The sequence below is a fragment of the Streptomyces sp. WAC 06738 genome, assembly GCF_003945505.1.
In the GTDB taxonomy this organism is placed as follows: Bacteria; Actinomycetota; Actinomycetes; order Streptomycetales; family Streptomycetaceae; genus Streptomyces.
In genome coordinates this window covers 4,149,411-4,172,713 of record NZ_CP029618.1, presented here as the reverse complement: position 1 = coordinate 4,172,713, position 23,303 = coordinate 4,149,411, and the positions used below count along the sequence as shown (strand labels likewise).

Sequence of the window (23,303 nt, the reverse complement as noted above, 5' to 3'; positions counted from 1 at the left end):
CAGCCGTGGCGCAGTCCGGCGGGATCGTCGCCGCCATGGAGCGGCACCAGGTTCCCGTCTACCTCGGGGCCCTCGTCGCCGGCGGGGTCGTCGGGTGGGCCGCGCCCGGCGCCGGGCCCGGTCTCGAGCACGCCATCAACCCCGTGCTCGCCGCCCTCCTCTACGTGACCTTCCTCCAGGTCCCCGCCGCCCGGCTGCTCCGCTCCCTGCGCGCCGGCCGCTTCCTCGCCGCCGCACTCGTCGTCAACTTCGCCGTCGTGCCGCTCGTCGTCGCCGCGATGTTCGCCTTCCTCCCCGACGAGCAGGCCATCCGCATGGGCGTCCTGCTCGTCCTCCTCACCCCCTGCATCGACTACGTCATCGTCTTCAGCGGCCTCGCCGGCGGCAGCAGCCGCCGGCTCCTCGCCGCCACCCCCCTGCTCCTGATCGCGCAGATGGTGTTCCTGCCCGGGTACCTCTACCTCTTCATGGGCTCCGACCTCGCCGACATCGTCGAGGCCGGGCCCTTCGTCGAGGCGTTTGTCGTCCTCATCGCCGTCCCGCTCACCCTCGCCTGGCTCACGCAGGCGTGGGCCGCCCGCCGCCCCGCCGGGCAGAAGACCGCCGACGCGGCGGGCACCGCGATGGTGCCGCTGATGGCCGCGACCCTCGCGACCGTCGTCGCCTCCCAGGTGCCCAAGGTCGACGACAGCGTCGGGGACGTCGCCCGCGTGGTGCCGTTCTACGTCCTCTTCCTCGCCGTGATGGCCTTCGCGGGACTCGGCGTCGCCCGGCTGTTCCGCCTCGACGTCCCCGCAGGACGCGCGATCGTCTTCACCGGCGCGACCCGCAACTCCCTCGTCGTCCTCCCCCTCGCCCTCGCGCTGCCCGACCGGCTGGCCGCCGCCGCGGTGGTGGTCGTCACCCAGACCCTGGTCGAGGTCGTCGGCATGGTGATCTACGTACGCCTCATCCCCCGGCTGCTGCCGGACGCCGTACGCGCACGAGCCTGACCCCGCGCCCTCTCCCGCGGCGCGCGCACAGCCCGGCCGAATCCCGGAACCACCTGAACTCGCCTGTTCTGCCCGGCATTTCCGAGAGGTAGGTTGGAGGGCAAGTCCCCCGAGGGAGGCTGACGCGATGCCGTGGATCGTCTGGCTGCTCGCCGCCGCGGCGCTCGGCGCCGCCGAGTTCTTCACGATGACGCTCGTCTTCGGACTGCTCGCCGGCGCCGCGATGGTCGCCGCCGTGGTGGCCGGGGTGGGCGTCGGCGCGCTGGGGCAGTTCGTGGCCCTCGGGGCGGCGGCGGCAGCGGGGCTCGTCCTCGTACGTCCCGTCGCGCTGAAGCACATGGCGCAGACCCCGCTCACCCGCGACGGCAGCGACGCGCTGCTCGGCAAGCGGGCGGAGGTCGTGCAGGAGGTCACCGCGACCCGGGGGCTGATCAAGCTCTCCGGCGAGGAGTGGTCGGCCCGCGCGCTGGACGAGACGGCGGTGATTCCGGTGGGGGCGCTGGTGGAGGTCATGGAGATCGAAGGCGCGACGGCCGTCGTCTACCCCCGCGAGCTGCTTCCCTGAGCCCGCCGAGCCCCGCACCCGCCCCGCCCCCGAACTTCCGAGCCCCTGAGCCCTTGAGCCCTTGAGCCCCTGAGACCCGAGCCCCGACGGGCCGCCGAACGCACAGCCAACGGAGGAAGTGTGGACCCGGTTGTCATCCCGATGCTCCTGGCGGCGCTGGTCGTCGTCTTTCTCGTGTCGAGCAGCGTGCGGGTCGTCCCGCAGGCCCGCCGCTACAACATCGAGCGCTTCGGCCGCTATCGCCGTACCCTCCAGCCCGGCCTGAACTTCGTCCTGCCGGTGGCGGACCGCGTCAACACCAAGCTGGACGTACGCGAGCAGGTGTACTCCTCCGATCCCCGGCCGGTGATCACCGAGGACAACCTCGTCGTCAACATCGACACCGTGCTCTACTACCAGATCACCGATCCGCGGAAGGCCGCGTACGAGGTCTCCGACTACCTCCAGGCGATCGACCAGCTCACCGTCACCACCCTGCGCAACGTCATCGGCGGCATGGACCTGGAGGAGACCCTCACCTCCCGCGAGGAGATCAACGCCCGGCTCCGCTCGGTCCTCGACGACGCCACCGGCAAGTGGGGCATCCGCGTCAACCGCGTCGAGATCAAGGCCATCGACCCGCCGCACAGCATCAAGGAGGCGATGGAGAAGCAGATGCGCGCCGAGCGCGACAAGCGCGCGGCGATCCTCCACGCCGAAGGCGAGCGGCAGGCGAAGATCCTCACCGCCGAGGGGACGAAGCAGAAGGACATCCTGGAGGCGCAGGGCGCGCAGCAGGCCATGATCCTGCGGGCGGACGGCGAGGCGCAGGCGGTGGAGCGGGTGTTCCAGGCCGTCCACCGCAACAACGCCGACCCGAAGATCCTGGCGTACAAGTACCTGGAGACGCTGCCGCACCTCGCGAAGAGCGACAACAACACGTTCTGGGTGATCCCGGGCGAGCTGACCGAGGCGGTACGCACCGTCACCACCGCCTTCGGCGACAAGCCGGCGCCGGGCGTGCCCCAGGCCGTACAGGCGAACGAGGCGGCGACGGCGGGGGCGACGGCGGAGACGGCGGCGACCGGGGCGGCGGCGGACGGTCAGCCGCCGGCGCTCGACAAGGCCGGGGCGCCCGAGCTGGCCGCCGCGCCGAAGCCCGCGCTCGACGCGGTGGCGGCGGCGGTGGAGGCCGCGAAGGTGGCGGACGCGGCGGTGAGCGAGGCCAAGGCGGAGGCAGAGGCGGCGAGTTCGCCGCAGCCGCAGAAGGCGAACAAGGCGAAGCCGGCCGACGAGTAACGGTGCGCCGGACCACCCGGGCCGTACCGGCCGACCGGGCCACGCCGCCTGGGCGCCCCGGACGGCCGGGTTCAGGCCGGGTACGCGTGCGTCTGGGTCGCCTTCACGGCCGCCCAGACCTCCGCGCCCGGGTGCAGGTCGAGTTCGGCGGCCGCGGTGGTCGTCAGGTCGGCGGCCAGGGGGAGTTCGCCGGTGAGTTCGGCGCGGATCCGGTCCGCGTGGGTCTCCAGTCCCGCGACCGCGCAGCGCCAGAGGTTGCGGGCGCTGGAGCCGGTGGGCCGGTCCCGGTGCAGGGTCACGGCACTGGGCGGGAAGGCGACGAAGACCGGCCCGGTGAGGTCGTCGGCGGTGGTGATCGCGGGTCCTCCGGCGAGGTCGACGGAGTGGCCGCGTGCCCGCCCCCGGTAGAGGTTGAGGCCCACGAGGTGGGCGATGTAGTCGGTACGCGGGTGGCGGGCGATGTCCGTGGGGGCGCCCTGCTGCACGATGCGGCCGTCCTCGATGACCACGAGGTGGTCCGCCAGCACCATCGCGTCCAGCGGATCGTGGGTGACGAGCACGGCGACGGCCTCGAAGTCGGCGAGGTGGCGGCGGAGCTGGGCGCGGACCTCCAGGCGGGTACGGGCGTCGAGCGCGGCCAGCGGCTCGTCCAGGAGCAGCAGCCGGGGGCGGGTGGCCAGCGCGCGGGCGAGGGCGACGCGCTGTGCCTGGCCGCCGGAGAGCCGGCGGGGCTTGGCGGCGGCGTGCTCGCTGAGGTCCATCCGCGCCAGCCAGGCGGCGGCCTCGGCACGGGCCCCAGCCTTGGTGGCGCCGTGGCAGCGCGGCCCGAAGGCGACGTTGTCCAGGGCGCTGAGGTGCGGGAAGAGCAGGTAGTCCTGGAAGACGACCCCGACCGGGCGGTCTTCCGGCGGCGTACGGTCCAACTCCGCGGCGTCGAGGCGCAGATGCCCGTCCGTGAGCGGGACGAGGCCCGCGAGGGCGCGCAGGGCGGTGGTCTTGCCGGCGCCGTTGGGCCCGAGGAGGGCAAGGACGTCGCCGGGGCGTGCGCGGAGCGTGACGTCGAGCCGGAACGCGCCCCGTTCGACCACGAGCCGCGCGTCGAGCCCGCTCTCTCCCGGCATCTCCGCGCCCGCCTCCACGCCCACCCCTTCGCGTGCCGAATCGCCGCTCATGCCGAGGTCATCCAGCGGTCCCGTAGCCCCGCGAGCACCGCCACCGAGACCGCGAGCAGCACCAGGCTCAGCGCGATCGCCGCCTCCGGGTCGCTCTGCAGCGCGAGATAGACGGAGAGCGGCATCGTCTGCGTACGCCCCGGGAAGTTGCCCGCGAACGTGATCGTGGCGCCGAACTCGCCCAGCGCCCGCGCCCACGCCAGCACCGCACCGGCCGCGATGCCCGGCGCGACGAGCGGCAGGGTGACGCGGCGGAAGGCGGTGAAGCGGGAGGCGCCGAGGGTGGTGGCGGCCTCCTCGTAGCGGGGGTCCGCGGCCCGTAGCGTGCCCTCGACGGCGATGACCAGGAACGGCATCGCCACGAACGCCTCCGCGACCACCACCCCCGCGGTCGTGAACGGCAGCGTGACCCCGAACCAGTCGTCCAGCCACCGCCCCACCACCCCGTTGCGCCCCAGCGCCATGAGCAGCGCCACGCCGCCGACCACGGGCGGCAGCACCAACGGCAGCGTCACCAGCGCCCGGACGAGCCCGCGCCCCGGGAACTCCACCCGCGCCAGCAGCCACGCCAGCGGCACCCCGATGACCAGGCTGAGCGCCGTCGCCGCCGTCGCGCACACCAGCGAGAGCCGCAGCGCCTGCCACACCTCGGTGCTGGTCAGCAGCTCCGGCATGCTGCTCCACGGGGCGCGGAGCAGCAGGGCGAGGAGCGGCAGGACGAGGAACGCGAGGCCGAGCAGCGCCGGTACGAGCAGCGGCAGCGGCGCCCCGCCGCTGCCGGGCGGGCGGGACCGGGGCCGGGACGCGGTCCGGGACGCGGGCCGGGGCCGCACGCGGCGCCAGCGGGGCGGGGCGGGGCCACCGGCCAGGGTGTCCGCCGCCTCGCCCTTGTCCGCGCCGGAGGGGAGCGTCACGGCTTGAGGAACCCGGCCTCGGTGAGCACCTTCTGCCCCGCGGCCGACCGCACCAGCTCGACGAACGCCTCGGCCGCGGCGGCGTTCGGCGCCTCCTCGAGCAGGGTGATCGGGTAGTCGTTGATCGCGTCGGCGGACTCGGGGAAGTCCACGCCCTCCACCGTGCCGCCGGCGGCCCGCACGTCGGTCTTGTAGACGACGGCGGCGTCGGCCTCCTTCAGCACCACCTTGGTGAGGGCGGACTTGACGTCCTCCTCGTACGACACGGGGGTGAGCTTCAGCGCGCCGGCGTCCAGGGCCTTCTGCGCGGCGGACCCGCAGGGCACGGTCTCGTCGCAGAGCACGACCTTCAGGTCCGGGTCGGTGAGGTCCTTCAGCGAGGCGATCCCGTCCGGGTTGCCGGGCAGGGTGGCGATCTCCAGTCGGTTGCGGACGAAGGTCTCGGGGGTGCCGGCGGCGGCCCCGGCGTCCGTGACGATCTCCATCGTCGTGGGGCTGGCGGAGGCGAAGACGTCGGCGGGGGCGCCGCCGGTGATGCTCGCGGCCAGGGCGTCGCTGCCGCCGAAGCTGAACGTCACCTTCGTACCGGGGTGATCCTTCTCGAACTGCGCGCCGAGCTTCTCGAAGCTCTCGGTGAGGGAGGCGGCGGCGAAGACGGTGACCTCACCGGACAGCTCGCCGCCCTTCCCCGGGTCCGAGCCGGCATCCGAGTCGGAGTCGGAGCAGGCGGTGAGCGCCAGCAGGGCGGCGGCCCCGGCGCCGGCCATACGGAGGGTGGGGCGGCAGCCGCCGGTCCGGCGCGCGGAACGGGTCATCACAGGTCCACTCCCTGACGTCTACGGTCTCTCGACGACCACGTTGGTCGACTTGATCACTGCCACCGCCGGAACGCCCGGCGCCAGCCCCAGTTCCTCGGCCGACTCCCGGCTGACCATGGACACCACCCGGAAGGGACCGGCCTGGATCTCCACCTGCGCCGAGACGTCCCCCAGGTGCACGTCGGTGACGATCCCGGCGAAGCGGTTGCGCGCGGACGACCCGGTCGGCCCCCGCTCCGCTCGGTGCATCTCCCGGGCGTACGCCGCGAGCGCCGCCCCGGGGATGATCCTGCGCCCCGCGTCGTCGCGCTCGGCGGTCAGCTTTCCGGCGTCGACCAGCCGCCTGACGGTGTCGGCGCTGACACCGAGCAGGGCGGCGGCGTCTCCCATCCGGTACGTATGCATGCGCCGATGATAATGCCGCACCTGCGAGGTGAAAGTCACTGGTCACATCGCACAAGCTCGGCGATACGAGAAATGGCCTGGCATGTGCGTTCCCACAGACCCGCAGCGCCTGCTCCCTCAGGGCCGTCGCGGGGCGCGCCGCCTCACACCGGGCGGCACTCGCCGGTGTTCTCGGCCTCGGAGCACAGGCCGTGGCCCTGGTCGCGGAGGATGTCGCGGCCGGTCTGCTGGGTGAGGAAGTTGAGGAAGGCCGCCGCGATCGAGCCGGCCGGGGGCTCGCCGTAGGTGTACGCGAACTCCGTCTGCCAGTACGGATAGTTGGCGTCCTCGACGCCGGCCGCGGTCGGCTCCCTGCCGTCGATCTTCAGCTTGACCAGCTCGCCGGCCGCCCGGTGGCCGTCCACGCCGGCGGCCTCGCTGTAGCCGACCGCACCGGCCTTGGCCGCGGTGGCGGCCAGCATCGTGTCCGTGCTGCTGACCTCGCAGCGCCCGTAGCGCCGCGCCCCCAGGGCGGCGCAGTCGGTCTCCGTGAACTGCGGCGGCTCCTTGCCGTTCAGCACCTTCTCAACGAGCGTGCTGCGGGTGCCGGAGCCCGGTTCGCGGTTGATGAGGTGGACGGGGACGTTCTCGCCGCCGAGTTCGGACCAGTTCTCGACCCGGCCGGCGAAGACGTCCCGTATCTGGTCGAGCGTCAGGTTCTCCACGCCCGCCTCCTTGTTGACGACGAGGGTGAAGACGGAGAAGGCGACCGGCCGCGGTATCAGCCGGGGATGGCCCGCGGAGGCGAGTCCGTCGGTGAAGGCGAGGTGGTCGCCGAGCCCCCTGCCGACCGGGATCTCCTCGTCCGCACCGGCCGCGTCGAGGTCGGTCACGCCGTCCGTACTGCCCCGGAAGGTGTCCTCCTCCAGCGGAATCGACACGTCCGCCCCTTCGCACCGGGCCAGGTAGTCCGCCGCGGCGGCCCGTACGGCGGGCGCGAAGGCGGTGGAGCCGTGCAGGTGCAGCGTGCCGTCGACGCAGCCCAGCGGGGGCCGGCGGTCGTCGCGGAGGAAGAGTGTGAAGGACGCCTGCACGACGACCGCCGCGATGAGGATCCAGATGGCCCACCACGCGGGCCGCGAGGCGAAGACGTGGCTCTCGGTCCTCGTCGCCCGCAGCCGCAGGAACCGCGCCAGCGGGTCGTACCACCGGTCGAGCCCGTCGGTCCCCTGCACGAGGGGCGGCGGAAACCGGTCGGTCCCGTTGTCGTCGGGCCACCGCTCCAGCACGACGAGCACCTTGTACTCGGCGCCGCGCGGCAGCGTCACCTTGGGGAGCTGGATGGTGCCCGTACGGTCCGCCGCGTCGTTGTGCCGCCGGAACCCCGGCTTGGCGACGACCTCGCGCACGGTGTCGCCCTCGGTCCGTACCTCGAAGAAGAAGTCCCGCAGCACCCCGTCGCTCGGGTCGGTGAGCACCACGGCCGTGACCCGCCGGTCCCGGAAGGTGACCTTGATGCCGTGGTGGTCGGCGGGATCGGCGAGATAGTCCTCGGACACGATCTTCGTCGACCCGGCGTTCTCGATCCGCAGCAGGACGAACGAGGGATCCCTGAGCTGGTGCCCGTCGTGCTGCATGTCCCCCAGCACCCCGGCATACGGCTTGTTGGCGGCATCGGCGGCCAGGGTGTCCATCTGCACCCGGTACCCGAGCCGCTTCCGGCCGATGACGGCGAACTCCCACAGGAACGCCACCACGGGAAACGCGAGACTGAGAATCGCGATCCACTGCTCGACCCGTTCGCCCACCGCCCGGCCCCCTGAATTCCTTGCACAGCGAAGGAGTTGGAAGGAGACCAGGGTGCGGAGTGACTGCGGCCGACCGCCGGAGATGCCGAAACCGTCCGGCCATTGTTCATCCGGGATCCATGTACGCCATTTGGTGTTCGCTCAGATCAGCAGGCCGCCCGTGGCGCGGAGGTTCTGGCCGGTGATCCAGGCGGCGTCCGGGCCCGTCAGGAACGAGACCACCGCGGCGATGTCCTCCGGGCGGCCCAGGCGCTGGAGCGCGGTCATGGCCGCGGTCTGGGTGAGGGCTTCCGGGGGGTTGGTGGCGTGGAGGAGGGCCGTTTCCGTGGCGCCGGGGGAGACGGTGTTGACCGTGATGCCGCGCGGGCCCAGCTCCCGGGCGGCGACCTGGGTGAACTGTTCCAGTACCGCCTTGCTCGCGCAGTACAGCGCGTGACCGGGGGCCGGGACCACCGTGTTGAGGGTGGAGATGTTGACGATCCGGCCGCCGTCCGGCATCAGGGCCGCCGCCTCGCGCATCGCCAGGGCGCCGAACCGCGCGTTCGCCGTCAGCACCCGGTCGAACTCCGCCGCCGTCAGCTCCGCCAGCGGCAGCCGCGGGTTGACCGCCGCGTTGTTCACCAGGATGTCGAGGCCGTCGCGGACGGGGGCGAAGGCATGGGCGAGGGCGTCCGGTTGCTCCTGGTCCGCGCGGACCGCCTCCGTGCCCGGGACCTCGCGTACGACCTCCGCCGCCGCCGTCTCGTTCTCCTTGTACGTGAAGACCACCCGCGCGCCGTCGCGCGCCAGCCGGGTCACGATCGCCCGGCCGATGCCCCGCGAACCGCCCGTCACCAGCGCCGTCCTACCGTTCAGCAGCATGCGCGGGACGCTATCCGGCGGCCGGCTCCCGGTATTGAAGGTTTGCGCACAGCGCGGTGGGCGTCAGGCCCGTCAGCTCCCGTACGTCCCGGGTGAAGTGCGGCTGGTCGGCGTAGCCGCAGGTGGCGGCGATGGCCGCGAGGTCGTGCGCCGGGTCGGCGAGCCGGCCGACCGCGTGCTGGAGACGGGCGATACGGGCCACCCGGCCCGGCGGCATGCCGATCTCGCGCCGGAAGCCCAGCTCCAGGTACCGGCGGCTGACGCCCAGCCGGGCCGCCAGCGCCGGGATGGGGATCCGGCGGCCGGGACGCTGGAGCCGGTGCCAGGCCGCGGCGAAGGGAGTGGCGGCCGGGCTTCCCGGCCCCGCCCTCAGCCACGTCTCCATCGTCGCCACCAGGACGTCCAGCCGGCGCGGCCCCGCCTCCGCCAGCCGCTCCGCCAGTTCCTCCTCCCGCCGCCGCCCCAGCACGTCCGCCAGCTCCACCGTCTCGCCCACGAACTCCCGCGCCGGCACCCCCAGCAGCGCGGCCGTCCCCGCGGGGGTGAGGCCGACGGTGACGCCCTCGCGCCACCGCTGCGTGGCGTGGATGCCGTACGCGGAACGGGCGCCGGTGACGAGGCGGTCGGCGCCGGTGACGTCGATGACGAGGACCGTGGCGTTGACCGGCAGCAGCCGATGGCGCACGGGCACACCACCGCCGGCACGGAACGCCGAGCACCCGATGACGTACGGCGCCAGCCGGGGCGGCGGCGTACGGACCACCGACTCACAGGGCTCCGCCTGCCGTAGCGCCGGAATGGAGTGCACGTTCACCACCACGATGATCCCTCAACGCGGACTGGCGGGCTTGCGCGGCCTGCTGATCATGTGGCCCACGAAGAGCGCGATGGCGAGTACGCCGATGCCGATCCCGACGTAACCTTCGACCTCGGTGCGGGCCTCGACTTCCTGCATCTCGGCATAGTCGCGACCATCGCCGGTGAGACCGCCCTCATAGCAGAACTCGTCGGGTTTCATCGACTCTGCACCACAAAGTACCCCGTTGCCGTTCGTGAGCGCAGGGCCGGTGTTCACGAGAATAACCAGGCTGATCACGAACAGCGCACCGACCAGTAACTTGATCCAGGGCCTCTTCAGCACCTCATCAATTTAGTGCAACTCGCAGTTGTTGTACCCGGCCGTCGAGTGGCTGCTGGCCGGAGTGACGTGGACCAGGCGGGGCGGAGGCACCAGTGGGGAGGACCGTCGTCCCGGGAGGAGACCCGTCGATGACCACCACCAAGCGCTCCCCTGCCGTGGCGCTCGCAGCCCTGGCCGTCTTGGCGCTCGCCGTCGGCTGCGGCCACACCCGCCTCGGGAGGGGGGTCCCGGACGGTGATCGCCGTGCCGTGGACGTAGCGTCAAAGGATCGGTCACTGAGTGTCAATGACTCTGCATCAGCGGGGCGGGAGTATTCCCTCACCCGCAGATGACGGGGAGAAGTTCGAGCCAGGATGTGGGGGAGGACCTTCGTGCGCAATGCTGGAAAGGCAATCGGAGCCGCCGCGGCGGCACTCTTGACGCTGAGCCTCGCCGGGGCCGGGACGGCGAACGCCGAAGACGGATCGCAAGGATTCAACGCGGACAACTGGACATGCGAGCCGGGGAGCAAACCGAGCGCCACGGATCCGGGTGGGCGAGATGCGTGGATCACGGTCCGGCACAAGGACGATTCCACGAACTTCGCCAGGTTCTACTTCCAGGCACATGGCGAGATTTTCACCTTCACGAACAGCACCGACGTCATCAACAGTTCCGGAGACACGCTTCAATTCGACGCGTATGCCATCGAGTTCAACAATGACTGGGACTGGAGGTGGTGGCTCTTCAAGCGGACCTGGATCGAGGACAACGTGTCTCTTCCCGAGGATCAGGGTTTCAGTATGGAACTCTGGAGCGACCAGGGGAGTACCGGTCCCTGCATGAACCGTTCCGGACGGACCTGATGCCGGCCGGGGCCGGGGTGATGCGGCGCGAAACTGCGTGGCGGTTTCACACGGTCCGGTGAGCTGTGGCAGCGCGAGCCCTTCCCGAGGATCGGGGAGGGCTCCGCCGTGCGAGCTGCCGGTTACCGCGGGCCGAGCGGCGCCCGTCCCCTGCCGTGAAGGGTGAGCGGTCCTCCGCTCATGTCACCGTTCTGATAAACGAGGCCCAGACGAGCTTGCCGGGGCCGGTGCGGTCGGAGGTGCGGCGGGCGTCGTCCTCGACGGTGACATGCACCCGGAACCGGCGGCCCGACGTCTCACCTCATTTTACCAGCAGGTTTCTGATATTCTGAATGCATGAAGATGATGAGCGCAAGCGAGGCTTCCCGGAGCTTCGCTTCGGTGCTGGACCAGGCGGAGCACGGGGAAACCATCGTGATCACCCGCAACGGCAGACGTCTGGCGATCCTCGGGCCGGCACCCAGCGGGAACGGCGCTGCGCTTGCCGACGTGCTGGAAGCACACGCCGCGGCTCTCGACGAGGACTTCGCGTCCGATGTGCTGGAGACCCGGAAGCTGCTGACTCTGGAGGATCCGTGGGAAGGGTGATCCTCGACACCGGTGTCCTTGCTGCGGTCGATCGCGGCCGGATTGAGCTGGCCAAGCTGTTGCGCGCCCGGGATGACGACATCACCATCGCTGCCGTCACGGCGGCTGAACTGCTGCAGGGCGTGGAACTCGCGGCGGACGAGCTGACCACACGCCGTCGCCAGGGATTCGTCGACGCGGTGCTCGCCATAGTCCCGGTGGATGACTACACGCTGGATGTAGCGCGTGTGCATGCCCGGTTGCTGGCGTACACCCGAAAGCTGGGCAAGCCGCGCGGTGCGCACGACCTGATCATCGCGTCGACGGCGATTGCCACGAACCGGACGGTGATGACCACCGACGCCCATGCGAAGTTCGATGAACTGCCCGGCGTGGCCGCAGAGATGTTCCCCGTCCCCTGACTCCAAGCTGCACCGAGAGGCTCGGACAACCAGCAAGTCCCAGGTCACAGACCTAGGACTGCACGGGTCCTGCCGGACTCGTGGATCCCCACCCGATCGGGCACGCATCGGGCACGCAGACCTCCGCGGAGGTTTCACGTGGTGGTCGCGCGGGCCAGAGGGGCAGCGCCGGGGAGCTTGAAGGAGGCCCAGACGGGCAGCCCCGCGGGGTGCCGTGCACCAGGGCGTTGGTCACCAGCTCGGAGACGCACACGCGGATGTCGTCGGCGCGGTCGGGACCCGCACCCACCGCTCGCCGCGATCTACTCCCCCGCGGTCACAGGGGTTACAGTCGGGGGCCCGGACCGCGGCGACGGGAGGCATCCCGCTATGGCGACCCCGACTCCCTTTCCCCGCAGGCGGTTTCTGCTCGCGAGCGGGGCCACCGCCGCCGGGCTGGCCCTCGGCACGCCGGGGGTCGGCGCCGCCGCCTCCGGGCCCGGTCCCGAAGCCCTGCTCTACCACCGGCTTCTGCTCCGCCACACCCGCTGGGTCGAGACGCAGTGGGACGACGCCGCCGGGCGCTACCCGCTCGCCGACTTCGGCTTCGTCAGCGTCCTCGGCAACGCCGTGCTGCTCACCCACGGCACGTATGACGCGGACCTCGCGGGCGTCGGCCGCGACACGCTCGCCGACCACACCGTACGGACCATCCGGCACTTCGCCGCCACCAACTTCTGGGCCACCGGGGCGACCTGGGGCGGCGGCGGGTACGAGTGGGGCGGGCGGGTGTTCTGGGACGGGACGTTCGAGTCGTACTTCGTCGCCGCCGCCCGGCTGCTCTGGGACGACCTCGACGCAACCACCCGCACGCACGTCGACGCCATCGCCGTCCGCGGCGCGCAGTACGTCGCGGGCCTCGGCGCCGGCGAGGATCCGCGCAGCGGCGGCTGGTCGTCCAACGGGCTCACCGGCGGGCACCGCGGCGACTCGAAGATCGAGGAGATGGGCGCGAAGTCGATGCCGCTGGCCACGGGCCTCGCGTACCACCCGGGCCACCCCGACGCCCCCGCCTGGCGCGAGTGGCTGACCCGCTGGCTGTCGAACATGACGGGGCTGCCCTCCGCGGACCGCGAGAACGGCACGCTCATCGACGGCCGTCCGGTGTCCGAATGGAACACCGCGCAGAACATGTACGAGGGCCACGTCGTGGAGAACCACGGCACCTACGCGCCCATGTACCAGCAGTCCACGGGCGCGTACCCCGGGCGCAACGCGCTCCACTTCCTCATCGCCGGCGCCCCGCTGCCCGAGGTGCTCGCCAAGCAGCCCAACGCGGCCGGTCTCTGGCACACGATGACCCACCTCGGCACCGCCGCCGGACTCTCCTCGCACCCCATGGTGGCCGACCGCTACCACCTCTACGGCCGCGACGTACTCCCCCTGACCTGGCGCCGGATGGGCCAGGCCGACCCGTACACCGCCCGCGCGGAGCGGATGCTCGCCGCGCATCTGGAGCCGTATCTCGCGTACCCGCCGGAGAACCGGCTGACGAAGTTCAGCGGCGAGCCGAAGTACGAGCCGGAGGCGCGCGCGGAGGTGGCGATCGCGTACCTGCTGCACGTCTGGCGCGACCGGCTGCACGGCGACGTACGGCCGGTGAGTGAGGCCCGCTATTGGGCGAGTGTGACCGGGGCGACGGACTACGGCGCCGAAGTCGGGCTCGTCGCACACCAGTCGGCGCAGGCCCTGGCGATGGCGGTGAGCAAGGCGGGGCACGTGAAGTTCGCGTACCTGCCCGAGCACGACGACTGGCTCTTCGACGTCACGGGCGCCGCCCCCGCGTTCCTGCCGGGCACCGCGCTCGCGGTCACCGGCCGCCGCGTCGCCCGCTACACCCGGGCCGCCGACGGCTTCGACGGCTCCGCCACGGTGCTGCGCTTCGCGCAGGGCACCGCGGGCTACGCGACGCTGCCCACCGGCGCGGTCGTCTACGCCACGTCCGGCCTCGCCGCCGACGAGGGGCGGCTGCGGCTGCACACGCTGGCCATGCCGGGCGTACGGGGCCTCGACGGCGACCGTACGTTCCACGGCCCCGGCGGCGCCGTCACCCTGGCGCCCGACGGCGGCGACGGCGGGGTGGACGAGGTGCGCTTCCCCGCGGTCGCGGCGCGGCACGTGCGGATCCTCGGCGCCCGGCCCGCGACGCAGTACGGCTACTCCCTCTGGCGCGTCGAGGTCTACGGCCCCGGCTCCGCCACCGACCTGGCCCGCGGCCGTACCGCCACCGCCTCGTCCGCCGACCCCGCCTACCCCCGCCGCACGCCACGGACGGCGACCCCGCCACCCGCTGGGCGGTGGCCCGCGCGGAGCGGCCGCGGGCGGACAGCTGGCTGGCGGTGGACCTGGGCGCGGAGCAGCGGGTGGACCGGGTGCTGCTGGGGTGGGAGGCGGCGTACGGCGCGGAGTACCGGGTGCAGGTGTCCGCGGACGGCGCCGCCTGGCGCGACGTGGCGGCGGTGCCCACGGCGCACCGCTTCACGGGGAACTGGGTGAACGTCGACGACCGGGCCGGTTTCGTCGTACGCGGCGGAAGCGACCCGATCCGCGTGACGGCCGGCTCCGTCACCCTCTCCGCGGGCCCGGCCGCCCCGCTGATCGCCGAGGGCTACCCGGCGCAGCGCGCCGGCCGCACCCGCGCCCTGGCGGCGGCCCCCGCACCGACCACGGACGTGCCCGGCGTGGCGGCGGCGCTGGCCGACGGCCACCTCGCCGTCTTCAACCTCACCAACGCCGCCGTCCGGGCGACCGTCCACGTCCCCGCGGGAACGGACGGGGATCCCGCCCGCACCGTCCGCGTCGACCTCCCCGCCGCCGCGGCCACGATCCTGCCGCCCGCCTCCGGTGCGTGACGTCCGCTACTGCGCGGGTTGCGGGGGTGCGGGAGGATCGTCCGGTCATGGGCTCTGGGGTGCGGGTCGGGGAGGTTCGGGGTGGGGCGGGGTTTCGGGTTCCTGGCCGCGGTGTGCGCGGGTGCGGTGCTCCTGGCCGGGTGCGGTGAGGAGAGCGGTTCCGGTACGGGTACGGGTATGCCGTCGGGCGGCGGCTCCCCCTCCACCGCGGAGGAGTACGCCGAAGCGACGCGGCAGGAGCACGACCGCGCGTGGCCCGGCATCGCGCGGAAGTGCCGCGACGTGCGGCCGGAGCCCACGGCCGCGGCGGAGGGCGAGGGCGAAGGGGGCGTACCCGAGAACCCCAAGTACGGCGAGAACAACGCCTACAAGCAGACCACCGACGTCACCCCCGACGAGCTGTGCCGGGGCGAGGCCCACGCCGCACGCATCGCCGCGGCGCTCGAGGACGCCGCCCCCGCCGGCCCGAAGGACGAGCGGCAGATCCGGCGCGTTCTCGAAGACCTGGGGTACGCGACGGATACCGTGACCGCGCGTCAGGCCGGCGCATCCGCCGTCGCCTGGGACGTCATGGTGGCCGGGGCCGGCCCGTGCATCAGCGGCAACACCGACTGGCCCGGCGAGATCGACGTGCACGGCGTCTACATGGAAGGCGGCTGCACCGAACCCGTCGGCGGGCACTGACCAACTGCGGAGGACCGGTTTGACGCGCGGGCCGTCCGCGATGTTGGCTGCCCGGGTGTCCGATCTCCGCTTCACGCCGCCGGCCGACGACGAGGCGCTCCGGGACTGGCGCCGCGTCCACAACGCGACGATCCCGACGCATCACCTCTCCCTGGACGACGTACGGGACCGGGCGTGGCGGCACCACCTGGAGCTGGCCTACGCCGACGGCGTGCTCGTCGGCTGCAGCACCGTGCGCCCGCCCGAGGACGGCACCCGCACCGCCACCGTCATCGCCCGCGTCCTCGCCGAGCACCGCGGCCGGGGCATCGGCGAGGAGCTGTACGCGCGCGGGCTCTTCCGGGCGTGGGAGCTGGGCGCGGAGCAGATCGCGACGGTGGTGCTGTCGTCGAACGACAGCGGACTGCGGTTCGCGCGCAAGCACGGCTTCGTCGAGACCGAGCGCTACGTGCTGCCGGGCGAGACGATCCCCTGGATCGACATGAAACTGGCCCCCTAGGCCCCGCGCGGACGGCGCCGGGCGCGGCGGGTCGCGTGGGGTCCCGGCCCGCCTGCGCTCGTGTCCCGTTGTCAGTGGCGGCGGGCAGCATTGCCGCCATGCGGACGGTGTACAGCGGCGAACTGCACGTGCATTACCGACAGTTCTATGTCGAAAGCAGGGAGGACTGGCCCGGGGAGGGCCTGGCGGAGACGTTCGCCGGGCAGCGCAACGGGCTGTGCGGGGCCGCCGTGCCCGGGCACCTGTTCCTCACCACCGGGCTGCACACCGGCCGGGTCGGCCTGACCGTCGAGGTGCACGACGAGGCGCCGCCCGTCGCCGCGGCCTGGGAGGAGGTCGTGGAGGTCTCCTTCCGGCCCGCCGCACCGCGGACGGCGGTGTACCCGTGGGGTGACGGGGAGCTGTGCGCCGCGGAGCTGGCGGAGACCGACCACCGGGTGCGGTATTGCGCACGCGGTATGGACGTGGAGTGGGACGCGGAGTCGGCCGTGCTCGAAGGCGGGCCGCCCGTGGACCACTACCTGCTCCAGTTCTGGCCCGCCCCGCCGGCCCCGGACCGGATGATCCGCCAGACCTCCCGCCGCGCCGCGCACCGGCACGAGTACGCCCGTCGCCTCCCCCCGCCGCCCACGCGCGAGGAAGCCGCCGCGGCCGCGCGGGCGGAGCGGGAGCGTAAGGAGCGGGAGCGCACGGCGCTCCACGAGCAGGTGGAGCGGCGGCGGTGGGGCGGGCGGATCCCCGGCGAGCGGGTGCGCGCCGCCATCGGGGCCGGGTCGTGGCTGGTCACGTGGGACCGCGACCTGATCGACGAGGTCGACGCCGCGGGCCCGCGGGCGCAGCGCGGCCTCGCCCGCTGGGCCGCGCACCGGGCGCTCGCGGCGGCCGGACTCGACCGTATCGGCTGGATAGCCGCAGGACTCGCCGCCCTGGACCGGGACGAGGACCTGCCGGAGCCGTTCGATGACGAGGGGCGGGCCTTCGACCGGCTCTTCGCCGACCCGAGCGTCCCGATGACCCTCGTGCCCGCCCCCGGCGGCGGGAACGACGACGCGCTCCAGCAGGCCATGGCACTGCCCGCGCTCCTCGCCGCCGCCGATCCCGACCCGCTGCGGGCCGCCCTGGAGGCGCTCGCGCACGCCGCCGTGACCTGGGGCGGCGCCCGCCGGGAGCTGTTCGCCCAGGCCCGCGCCCGGTTGCCGGGCTGACGGCACGTACGGGCTCCCGCCCGGCCGCCAGGCCACGTCCCCCACCGCCGCTCCACACCTCGCTGACCACCGCTTCTCTTCCGGTATCAAGGTCTGCACACCCGTTGACCCTCATGTGGACCCCGTGTATACCTGCCACATGCACGGTGGATCCACCGCCGGTACGGCTCGTCCCCTGGCCCCGATGTGTGGAGATATTCAATGGCACCAATCAGCAGGCGGCACCTCCTCGCCGCCGGCGGCGGCGCGCTCGGCAGCGCCGCGCTGGCCGCGTGCGGCAGCCCGGTCAACCTGCCGTCGTCCATGGAGGAGGTCACGCCCCGGCCCGGCGGCCCGAGCCGCGGCGGGGTGCTGCACTTCGGGCTCTCCACGGACCCGGCCAACCTCGATCCGCACGTCACGACGGGCGCCGCGTCGGACCTGCTGCGGCAGCTCACGTACAACGCGCTGCTGCAGTACGACGGCGACGGCGAGATCATCGGCGACCTGGCCGCCGAGTTCGGCTGGGCCGACGACACGACGTACGAGGTGAAGCTCCGCCCCGGGGTCCGCTTCCACGACGGCTCGCGGCTGACCACGAAGGACGTCGCGTTCTCGTTCCGCCGGATGATGGACGAGAAGACCGCGGCGACCACGGGCCCGCTCCTCGACCTGATCGAGGAGGTCGAGGCCAAGGACGACACCACGGTCCTCTTCCACCTCAAGCAGGCGGACTCCACGATCCCGTTCGTCCTCGCCAACCCGACCGCGAACATCGTCTCCCAGCGCTGGATCGAGTCGGGCGTCGACCCCAAGACGCAGGTCATGGGCACGGGACCGTTCCGGTTCGTGGAGCGCATCCCCGGCGTGAGCACCACCTTCGAGCGCTTCGACGAGTACTTCGAGCCCGAGCTGCCGTACCTCAACGCCATGGTCTTCCAGCCGATGAGCGACGACTACGCCCGCGTCACGGCCCTGCGCACCGCCACCGTCGACATGATCGACTACGTCCCCGCCACCCACGTCGACGTCATCAGCGAGAACCCCCGGCTGCGCCTCGCCTCGGACCGCAGCTTCGGCTTCGGCTTCGTCGGCTTCGTCACCAGCAAGCCGCCCTTCGACGACGTACGCGTCCGCAGGGCCGTCGCGATGGCGATCAACCGGGACTCCGTACTGGAGACCGCGCTCCTCAACCACGGCCAGCCGATCGACGGCGCGCTGATGCCGCCGGCCTTCGCGCGCTACTCCGGCTCCCTCGACAACACCATGGACTACGACCCCGAGCAGGCCCGCTTCCTCCTCAAGAAGGCCGGCCAGGAGAACCTGACGCTGCCGGTCGTCACCACCAGCACGTATTCGGTCATCGCCCGCCCCGCCCAGGCCATGCTCCCCGGCATCCGGGAGGCCGGGGTGGACGTGCGGCTCACCCAGCAGGAGTGGCTCACCTTCCGGGCCAGCGTCGAGGCCAGGTCGTACCCCGTGCACTCCTGGGGCACCGCGCCGAAGTTCGGCGACCCCGCCTCCCTCAGCGACTTCCTCGGCAGCACCGGCACGTTCACCAAGAACACCGACTTCAAGGACGAGCGCCTCGACCAGCTCCTGGCCGAGGGCCGCCGCACCCGCGACCGCGCGCTGCGCGACGAGATCTACCGGGACGTCGAAGAACGGGCCCTGGAGCTGGTGCCGATGACCTGGACCGTACGCCGCCAGCAGGGCGAGGCGCACTACGACTACGTCAAGGGCTACCGGCACCCGCCGAAGGGCTCGTGGACCGGAGTGACGCTGCGCCGCATATGGATGGACAAGAAATGAGACGGTTCCTCCTCACCAGATTCGCGCAGGCGGCACTGCAGCTCTTCGCCGTCGGCAGCATCGTGTTCCTCCTCGTCCGCCTCATCCCCGGCGACCCGGCGCGCGCCGCGCTCGGCGAGGGCGCCACCGAGGAGCAGGTGGCGCAGACCCGCGAGGCGATGCACCTCAACGACTCCTTCATCAGCCAGTACGTCGGCTTCTGGGGCCGGCTCTTCCAGGGCGACCTCGGCACCTCACTGCTGAGCAGCCGCCCCGTGATGCAGGACCTGCCGAACCGGCTGGGCAACTCGCTGGAGCTGGTGCTCGTCTCGCTGGTCATCGCGGTCACGCTGGGCGTGCTGCTCGGCCGGGTCGCGGCCACCCGCGCGGACAAGCCCGCCGACCACGCGCTGGTCGCCGGCTCGATCTTCGGCATCTCGCTGCCGGTGTTCGTCGTCGGCACGCTGCTGCTGATGGTCTTCGCGTTCCTCGTGCCGATCCTGCCGCCGCAGCGCTTCACCACGCCCTGGCAGGATCCGGTGGCCCATCTGCAGATCCTGATCCTGCCGGTGGTGACGCTCACCGCCGCCTCATGCGCGGTCATCACGCGCATGACGCGCGCGGCGATGCTGGAGACCCTCTCCGCGGACTACGTCCGCACCGCCCGCTCCAAGGGCCTCGCCGAGCAGCGGGTCATCAAGGACCACGCGCTGCGCACCGCGCTGCTGCCGGTGGCGTCCGCGACGACGGTGGAGCTGACCACGCTCATCGGCAGCACCGTGCTGGTGGAGACGATCTTCGGCTGGCCCGGGGTGAGTTCGCTGCTGATGAGCGCGGTCGGGCAGCGCGACTACCCCGTCATCCAGGCCGTCGTCCTCGCCGTCGCGGCCGTCGTCATCCTCGTCAACCTCGTCGGCGACCTGGTCGTACGAGCCCTCGACCCGCGGGCGGAGGAAGCCTGACATGCCGACCGTCGAACTCACCACCGCCCCGCCACCGCCCACCGCCGCCACCCCGCCCCGCCGGGGCGGCCGGCACCTGCTGCGCAGCCTCGCCGCCAACCGGCGGACGTCGATCGCCGGCGGCTTCCTGCTGCTGGTCTGCGCCGCCGCCCTGCTCGCCCCGGTGATCGCGCCGCACGACTACCGCGACATCGCCGGCACCCCGCTCACCCAGGGCGGCCTGCTCGGCATCGACGACTACGGGCGCGACGTCTTCTCCCGGCTGCTCATCGGGCTGCGGACGTCGCTGGCGGTCGCGCTCTCCGCGGTCCTCATCGCCGGTGCCATCGGCACGACGCTCGGCCTGGTCGCCGGGTACGGCGGCCGGTGGGCGTCGAGCATCATCATGCGCGGCATCGACATCCTGCTCAGCTTCCCGCCCATCGTGCTGGCCATCGCCGTGGTCGCCGCGATGGGGCCCGAGCTGGTCAACGTCGTCATGGTCATCGGCGTGCTGTACATCCCGCGGTTCACCAGGATCGTCTACAGCCAGGTGCTCGCGATCCGCAGCGTGGAGTACGTCGAGGCCGCCGAGATCATGGGCACCGGGCGCAGCACCATCCTGCTGCGCACGATCCTGCCGAACGTCGCCGCGCCGGTGATCGTGCAGCTCAGCCTCTCGGTCAGCTTCGCGATCCAGATGGAGGCGGGGCTGAGCTTCCTCGGCCTCGGCGCCCAGCCGCCGCTGCCGTCGCTCGGCACGATGGTCGGCGCGGGCCGCGACTTCCTGGAGGTCCAGCCCACGCTGCTGATCTACCCGTCGGTGCTGATCATCCTCATCGTGCTGGCCCTCAACGTCTTCGGCGACGGCCTGCGCGACCTCCTCGACCCCCGCCGCAGCGGCACCGACTCGTGAACTCCCGTACGCACACCGCACCGCGGCAGCACCCCAGCACAGCAGCGAAAGGAACCAGCCCCATGGCCGTCTCCCTGCCCGACACCCACCGTCTCGGCGAACTGTCCTGGACGCAGGTCAAGCACCTGGCGGAGCAGGACCCGGTCGTCCTGCTCCCCATCGGTGCCATCGAGCAGCACGGGCCCCACCTGCCGGTCCACGAGGACTCCATCGTCGCCGAGTGGGTCGCGGACAAGCTCGCCCGCGAGCACGGCCACTGGGTCGCGCCCGCCCTCAACTACGGCCACTCCGGCGTCTTCCGCGGCTTCGCCGGAAACCTCTCCCTCAGCCAGGAGACGCTGCGCAACGTCACGTACGAGATCCTGGAGGCCCTGGTCGCCTCCGGCTTCCGGCGCATCGTCATCGTCGACAACAACGGCGGCAACGTCGGCCCGGTGACCGGCGCGGCCATCGACGCCCGGCGCGACTTCGGCATCCTCGTCGGCCACCTCTACCCCTGGCAGCTCGGCTACGCCCTGATGCGCGACGTGTACGACGACCCGGCCACCGCCTACGGGCACGGCGCCGAGCCGGAGCACTCGGCGATGCTGGCGATCTTCCCCGAGCAGGTGCAGAGCGAGCTGGCCGAGCCGGGCGGGCTCTCCTCGCCGGCCGGCTGGACGCCGACCAGCTACACCGAGGCCGCCATCCCCGGCCAGCCCGTACCCGGCACGGTCCTCTGGGACTTCTCCGAGATCAGCGCCACCGGCTGCACCGGTGACGTGAGTCTGGGCAGCGCCGAGACGGGCAAGGTGTGGATCGAGCGGGTGCTCGGCTTCTGCGCCGCGTATCTGGCGGAGTATGACCGCAACACCCGTACGGCGGCGGAGGCCGGAACCGCGGCGGGGCCGAAGTGACCGGCGCCGGGGAGGAGAAGGAGGGGACGGCGCCCGAGCCGGTGCTGAGCGTCGAGCGGCTGTCGGTGGACTTCCGCGTCGCCGGCGAGTGGACCCCCGCCGTACGGGACGTCAGCTTCACCGTCGGCCGCGGCGAAGTCGTCGCGCTGGTCGGCGAGTCCGGCTCCGGCAAGTCGGTCAGCTCGATGTCCGTGCTGGGCCTGGTCGCCGGGAGCGCCCGGCACCGCGGCAGCATCCGCTTCCACGACACCGAACTGCTCGGCCTCGGCCACGAGGCGCTGCGCGGCATCCGCGGCAAGCGGATCGCGATGATCTTCCAGGAACCGATGACGGCGCTCAACCCCGTCTACACCATCGGCCGGCAGATCGCCGAGGCCATCCGCTGCCACGAGAAGGTGTCCGCGGCCGGTGCCCGCGCCCGCGCGATCGAGCTGCTGACGAAGGTCGGCATCCCGGAGCCCGAGCGCCGCGTCGACAGCTACCCGCACCAGCTCTCCGGCGGCCAGCGGCAGCGCGCGATGATCGCCATGGCGATCTCCGGCTCCCCCGAGGTCATCATCGCCGACGAGCCGACGACCGCGCTCGACGTCACCGTGCAGGCGGAGATCCTGGAGCTGCTGCGCGGCCTGCGCCGGGACCTCGGCTCCGCGGTGCTCATCATCACCCACGACATGGGCGTGGTCGCCGACATCGCCGACCGCGTGGTGGTGATGAAGGAGGGCGAGGTCGTCGAAGAGGCGCCCGTGGGGCGGCTCTTCGCCGCGCCCGAGCACGAGTACACCCGCCGGCTGCTGGCCGCGGTGCCCAAGCCCCCTCCCCCACCGGCTACCCCCCAGTGGCGGGGGTGTCCCCACTCCCGGGCGAGGCGGTGCCCGCCGCGGAGACCGGCCCCGAGGCGGCGGGGGGAGACACGACGCTGCGGATACGGGACCTGGAGGTCGAGTACCCCGGGCGGCTGGGCCGCAAGGGGTTCAAGGCCGTGCACGGCGTGAGCCTCACCATCGGCAAGGGCGAAGTCCTCGGCCTGGTCGGCGAGTCCGGCTCCGGGAAGTCCACTATCGGCCGGGCCGTCGTCGGGCTGTCGCGCGCCACCGGCGGGTCCGTCGAGGTCTGCGGCACCGACGTCACCGGCCTGTCGGGACGCCGGCTGCGGGCCTTCAGGCCGACGTACTCGATGGTCTTCCAGGACCCCGGCGCCTCGCTCAACCCCCGCTGGTCGATCGGCGACTCGATCGCCGCACCGCTGCTGGTCAACCGCCGCGCCGACCGCGCCGCCGCGCACTCGCGGGTGGCGGAGCTGCTGGAGCAGGTCGAGCTGCCCGCGCACTGGGCGAGCCGGTTCCCGCACGAGCTGTCCGGCGGCCAGCGCCAGCGCGTCGGCATCGCCCGCGCGCTGGCGCTGGAGCCGGAGCTGCTCATCGCCGACGAGCCGACGTCCGCGCTCGACGTGTCCGTCCAGGCCACGGTGCTGCGGCTCTTCCGCGAGCTGCAGGACCGGCTGGGCTTCGCCTGCCTGTTCATCAGCCACGACCTCGGCGTGGTCGAACTTCTCGCGCACGAGGTCGCGGTGCTGCAGAACGGCCGGCTCGTGGAGCACGGCCCGGCGCACGAGGTGCTGACCAACCCGCGTACGGAGTACACCAAGCGGCTCGTCGCCGCCGCGCCCGTGCCGGACCCCGAACAGCAGGCGGAGCGGCGCCGGCTGTGGCGCGAGATGGCGGCGGCATGACCGCC

At 72.6% G+C, this 23,303-nt stretch carries 24 protein-coding genes and 1 pseudogene; 16 read left to right on the top strand and 9 right to left on the bottom strand.

All coding sequences use genetic code 11. The features are described from left to right. Positions 1-5 precede the first annotated feature (5 nt). From DMB38_RS18055 to DMB38_RS18045, 3 genes are all read left to right on the top strand, one after another. Positions 6-992: a bile acid:sodium symporter gene (locus DMB38_RS18055; protein WP_125936053.1), complete on the top strand. Its 987-nt coding sequence runs from the start codon at positions 6-8 to the stop codon at positions 990-992. Positions 993-1,119: 127 nt separating this feature from the next. Further along, positions 1,120-1,557 carry an NfeD family protein gene (locus tag DMB38_RS18050; RefSeq protein ID WP_125936052.1) on the top strand — a complete coding sequence of 146 codons (438 nt, stop codon included), beginning with the start codon at positions 1,120-1,122 and terminating at the stop codon, positions 1,555-1,557. 120 nt (positions 1,558-1,677) lie between these two features. Continuing rightward, entirely contained in the window at positions 1,678-2,835 is a 1,158-nt protein-coding gene (locus DMB38_RS18045; protein ID WP_125936051.1) for an SPFH domain-containing protein, read from the top strand. Positions 2,836-2,906: 71 nt separating this feature from the next. Here the strand turns inward: DMB38_RS18045 and DMB38_RS18040 are convergent, their stop codons facing one another. The 8 genes from DMB38_RS18040 to DMB38_RS18005 all read right to left on the bottom strand — a co-directional run bounded on the left by DMB38_RS18040 (position 2,907) and on the right by DMB38_RS18005 (position 9,933). Continuing rightward, positions 2,907-3,956 carry an ABC transporter ATP-binding protein gene (locus DMB38_RS18040; RefSeq protein WP_125939114.1) on the bottom strand — a complete coding sequence of 350 codons (1,050 nt, stop codon included), beginning with the start codon at positions 3,954-3,956 and terminating at the stop codon, positions 2,907-2,909. A gap of 47 nt (positions 3,957-4,003) precedes the next feature. Continuing rightward, on the bottom strand, positions 4,004-4,840 hold the full coding sequence (locus DMB38_RS18035; protein ID WP_240662718.1) for an ABC transporter permease: 837 nt from the start codon (positions 4,838-4,840) through the stop codon (positions 4,004-4,006). A 77-nt stretch (positions 4,841-4,917) separates the two neighbouring features. Next, positions 4,918-5,736: a molybdate ABC transporter substrate-binding protein gene (gene modA / locus DMB38_RS18030; protein ID WP_125936049.1), complete on the bottom strand. Its 819-nt coding sequence runs from the start codon at positions 5,734-5,736 to the stop codon at positions 4,918-4,920. 21 nt (positions 5,737-5,757) lie between these two features. After that, entirely contained in the window at positions 5,758-6,144 is a 387-nt protein-coding gene (locus DMB38_RS18025; protein WP_206337707.1) for a helix-turn-helix transcriptional regulator, read from the bottom strand. 143 nt (positions 6,145-6,287) lie between these two features. Next, entirely contained in the window at positions 6,288-7,931 is a 1,644-nt protein-coding gene (locus DMB38_RS18020) for a substrate-binding domain-containing protein (protein WP_125936048.1), read from the bottom strand. Between the two features lie 141 nt (positions 7,932-8,072). After that, on the bottom strand, positions 8,073-8,792 hold the full coding sequence (locus DMB38_RS18015) for an SDR family oxidoreductase (protein ID WP_125936047.1): 720 nt from the start codon (positions 8,790-8,792) through the stop codon (positions 8,073-8,075). A 10-nt stretch (positions 8,793-8,802) separates the two neighbouring features. Next, positions 8,803-9,606, bottom strand: a complete 804-nt coding sequence (locus DMB38_RS18010; protein WP_240662349.1) for a helix-turn-helix transcriptional regulator — start codon at positions 9,604-9,606, stop codon at positions 8,803-8,805. A 15-nt stretch (positions 9,607-9,621) separates the two neighbouring features. After that, complete coding sequence (locus DMB38_RS18005) at positions 9,622-9,933, bottom strand: hypothetical protein (RefSeq protein ID WP_125936045.1); 312 nt, start codon at positions 9,931-9,933, stop codon at positions 9,622-9,624. A gap of 371 nt (positions 9,934-10,304) precedes the next feature. Between DMB38_RS18005 and DMB38_RS18000 the strand changes: the two genes are divergently transcribed. From DMB38_RS18000 to DMB38_RS17990, 3 genes are all read left to right on the top strand, one after another. Beyond that, entirely contained in the window at positions 10,305-10,778 is a 474-nt protein-coding gene (locus tag DMB38_RS18000; protein WP_125936044.1) for a hypothetical protein, read from the top strand. Between the two features lie 336 nt (positions 10,779-11,114). Further along, positions 11,115-11,366: a type II toxin-antitoxin system prevent-host-death family antitoxin gene (locus DMB38_RS17995; RefSeq protein ID WP_125936043.1), complete on the top strand. Its 252-nt coding sequence runs from the start codon at positions 11,115-11,117 to the stop codon at positions 11,364-11,366. Beyond that, positions 11,363-11,767: a PIN domain-containing protein gene (locus DMB38_RS17990; protein ID WP_240662347.1), complete on the top strand. Its 405-nt coding sequence runs from the start codon at positions 11,363-11,365 to the stop codon at positions 11,765-11,767. Before DMB38_RS17995 ends, DMB38_RS17990 begins: the two co-directional genes overlap by 4 nt. Positions 11,768-11,966: 199 nt before the next feature. Here the strand turns inward: DMB38_RS17990 and DMB38_RS37680 are convergent. After that, positions 11,967-12,056, bottom strand: a pseudogene (locus tag DMB38_RS37680) (ATP-binding protein); the annotation flags it as partial. A 2,047-nt stretch (positions 12,057-14,103) separates the two neighbouring features. Here DMB38_RS37680 and DMB38_RS36945 point away from each other — a divergent pair. The 10 genes from DMB38_RS36945 to DMB38_RS36935 all read left to right on the top strand — a co-directional run bounded on the left by DMB38_RS36945 (position 14,104) and on the right by DMB38_RS36935 (position 23,298). Continuing rightward, positions 14,104-14,658 (top strand): discoidin domain-containing protein, encoded by a 555-nt coding sequence (locus DMB38_RS36945; protein ID WP_240662345.1) that lies wholly within the window; start codon positions 14,104-14,106, stop codon positions 14,656-14,658. A gap of 81 nt (positions 14,659-14,739) precedes the next feature. Next, entirely contained in the window at positions 14,740-15,342 is a 603-nt protein-coding gene (locus DMB38_RS17975; protein ID WP_240662344.1) for a hypothetical protein, read from the top strand. A gap of 55 nt (positions 15,343-15,397) precedes the next feature. Further along, positions 15,398-15,841: a GNAT family N-acetyltransferase gene (locus DMB38_RS17970; RefSeq protein WP_125936041.1), complete on the top strand. Its 444-nt coding sequence runs from the start codon at positions 15,398-15,400 to the stop codon at positions 15,839-15,841. Between the two features lie 98 nt (positions 15,842-15,939). Then, positions 15,940-17,046 carry a hypothetical protein gene (locus tag DMB38_RS17965; protein WP_125936040.1) on the top strand — a complete coding sequence of 369 codons (1,107 nt, stop codon included), beginning with the start codon at positions 15,940-15,942 and terminating at the stop codon, positions 17,044-17,046. 201 nt (positions 17,047-17,247) lie between these two features. Next, positions 17,248-18,837, top strand: a complete 1,590-nt coding sequence (locus DMB38_RS17960; RefSeq protein ID WP_125936039.1) for an ABC transporter substrate-binding protein — start codon at positions 17,248-17,250, stop codon at positions 18,835-18,837. Continuing rightward, entirely contained in the window at positions 18,834-19,778 is a 945-nt protein-coding gene (locus DMB38_RS17955; RefSeq protein ID WP_125936038.1) for an ABC transporter permease, read from the top strand. The genes DMB38_RS17960 and DMB38_RS17955 overlap by 4 nt, the downstream gene beginning before the upstream one ends. Before the next feature lies 1 nt (position 19,779). Next, positions 19,780-20,673 carry an ABC transporter permease gene (locus DMB38_RS17950; RefSeq protein WP_125936037.1) on the top strand — a complete coding sequence of 298 codons (894 nt, stop codon included), beginning with the start codon at positions 19,780-19,782 and terminating at the stop codon, positions 20,671-20,673. A 62-nt stretch (positions 20,674-20,735) separates the two neighbouring features. Then, complete coding sequence (locus DMB38_RS17945; protein ID WP_125936036.1) at positions 20,736-21,569, top strand: creatininase family protein; 834 nt, start codon at positions 20,736-20,738, stop codon at positions 21,567-21,569. Further along, positions 21,566-22,561 carry an ABC transporter ATP-binding protein gene (locus tag DMB38_RS36940; RefSeq protein ID WP_240662342.1) on the top strand — a complete coding sequence of 332 codons (996 nt, stop codon included), beginning with the start codon at positions 21,566-21,568 and terminating at the stop codon, positions 22,559-22,561. Before DMB38_RS17945 ends, DMB38_RS36940 begins: the two co-directional genes overlap by 4 nt. Further along, positions 22,549-23,298: an ATP-binding cassette domain-containing protein gene (locus DMB38_RS36935; protein ID WP_240662340.1), complete on the top strand. Its 750-nt coding sequence runs from the start codon at positions 22,549-22,551 to the stop codon at positions 23,296-23,298. The genes DMB38_RS36940 and DMB38_RS36935 overlap by 13 nt, the downstream gene beginning before the upstream one ends. Positions 23,299-23,303 lie beyond the last annotated feature (5 nt).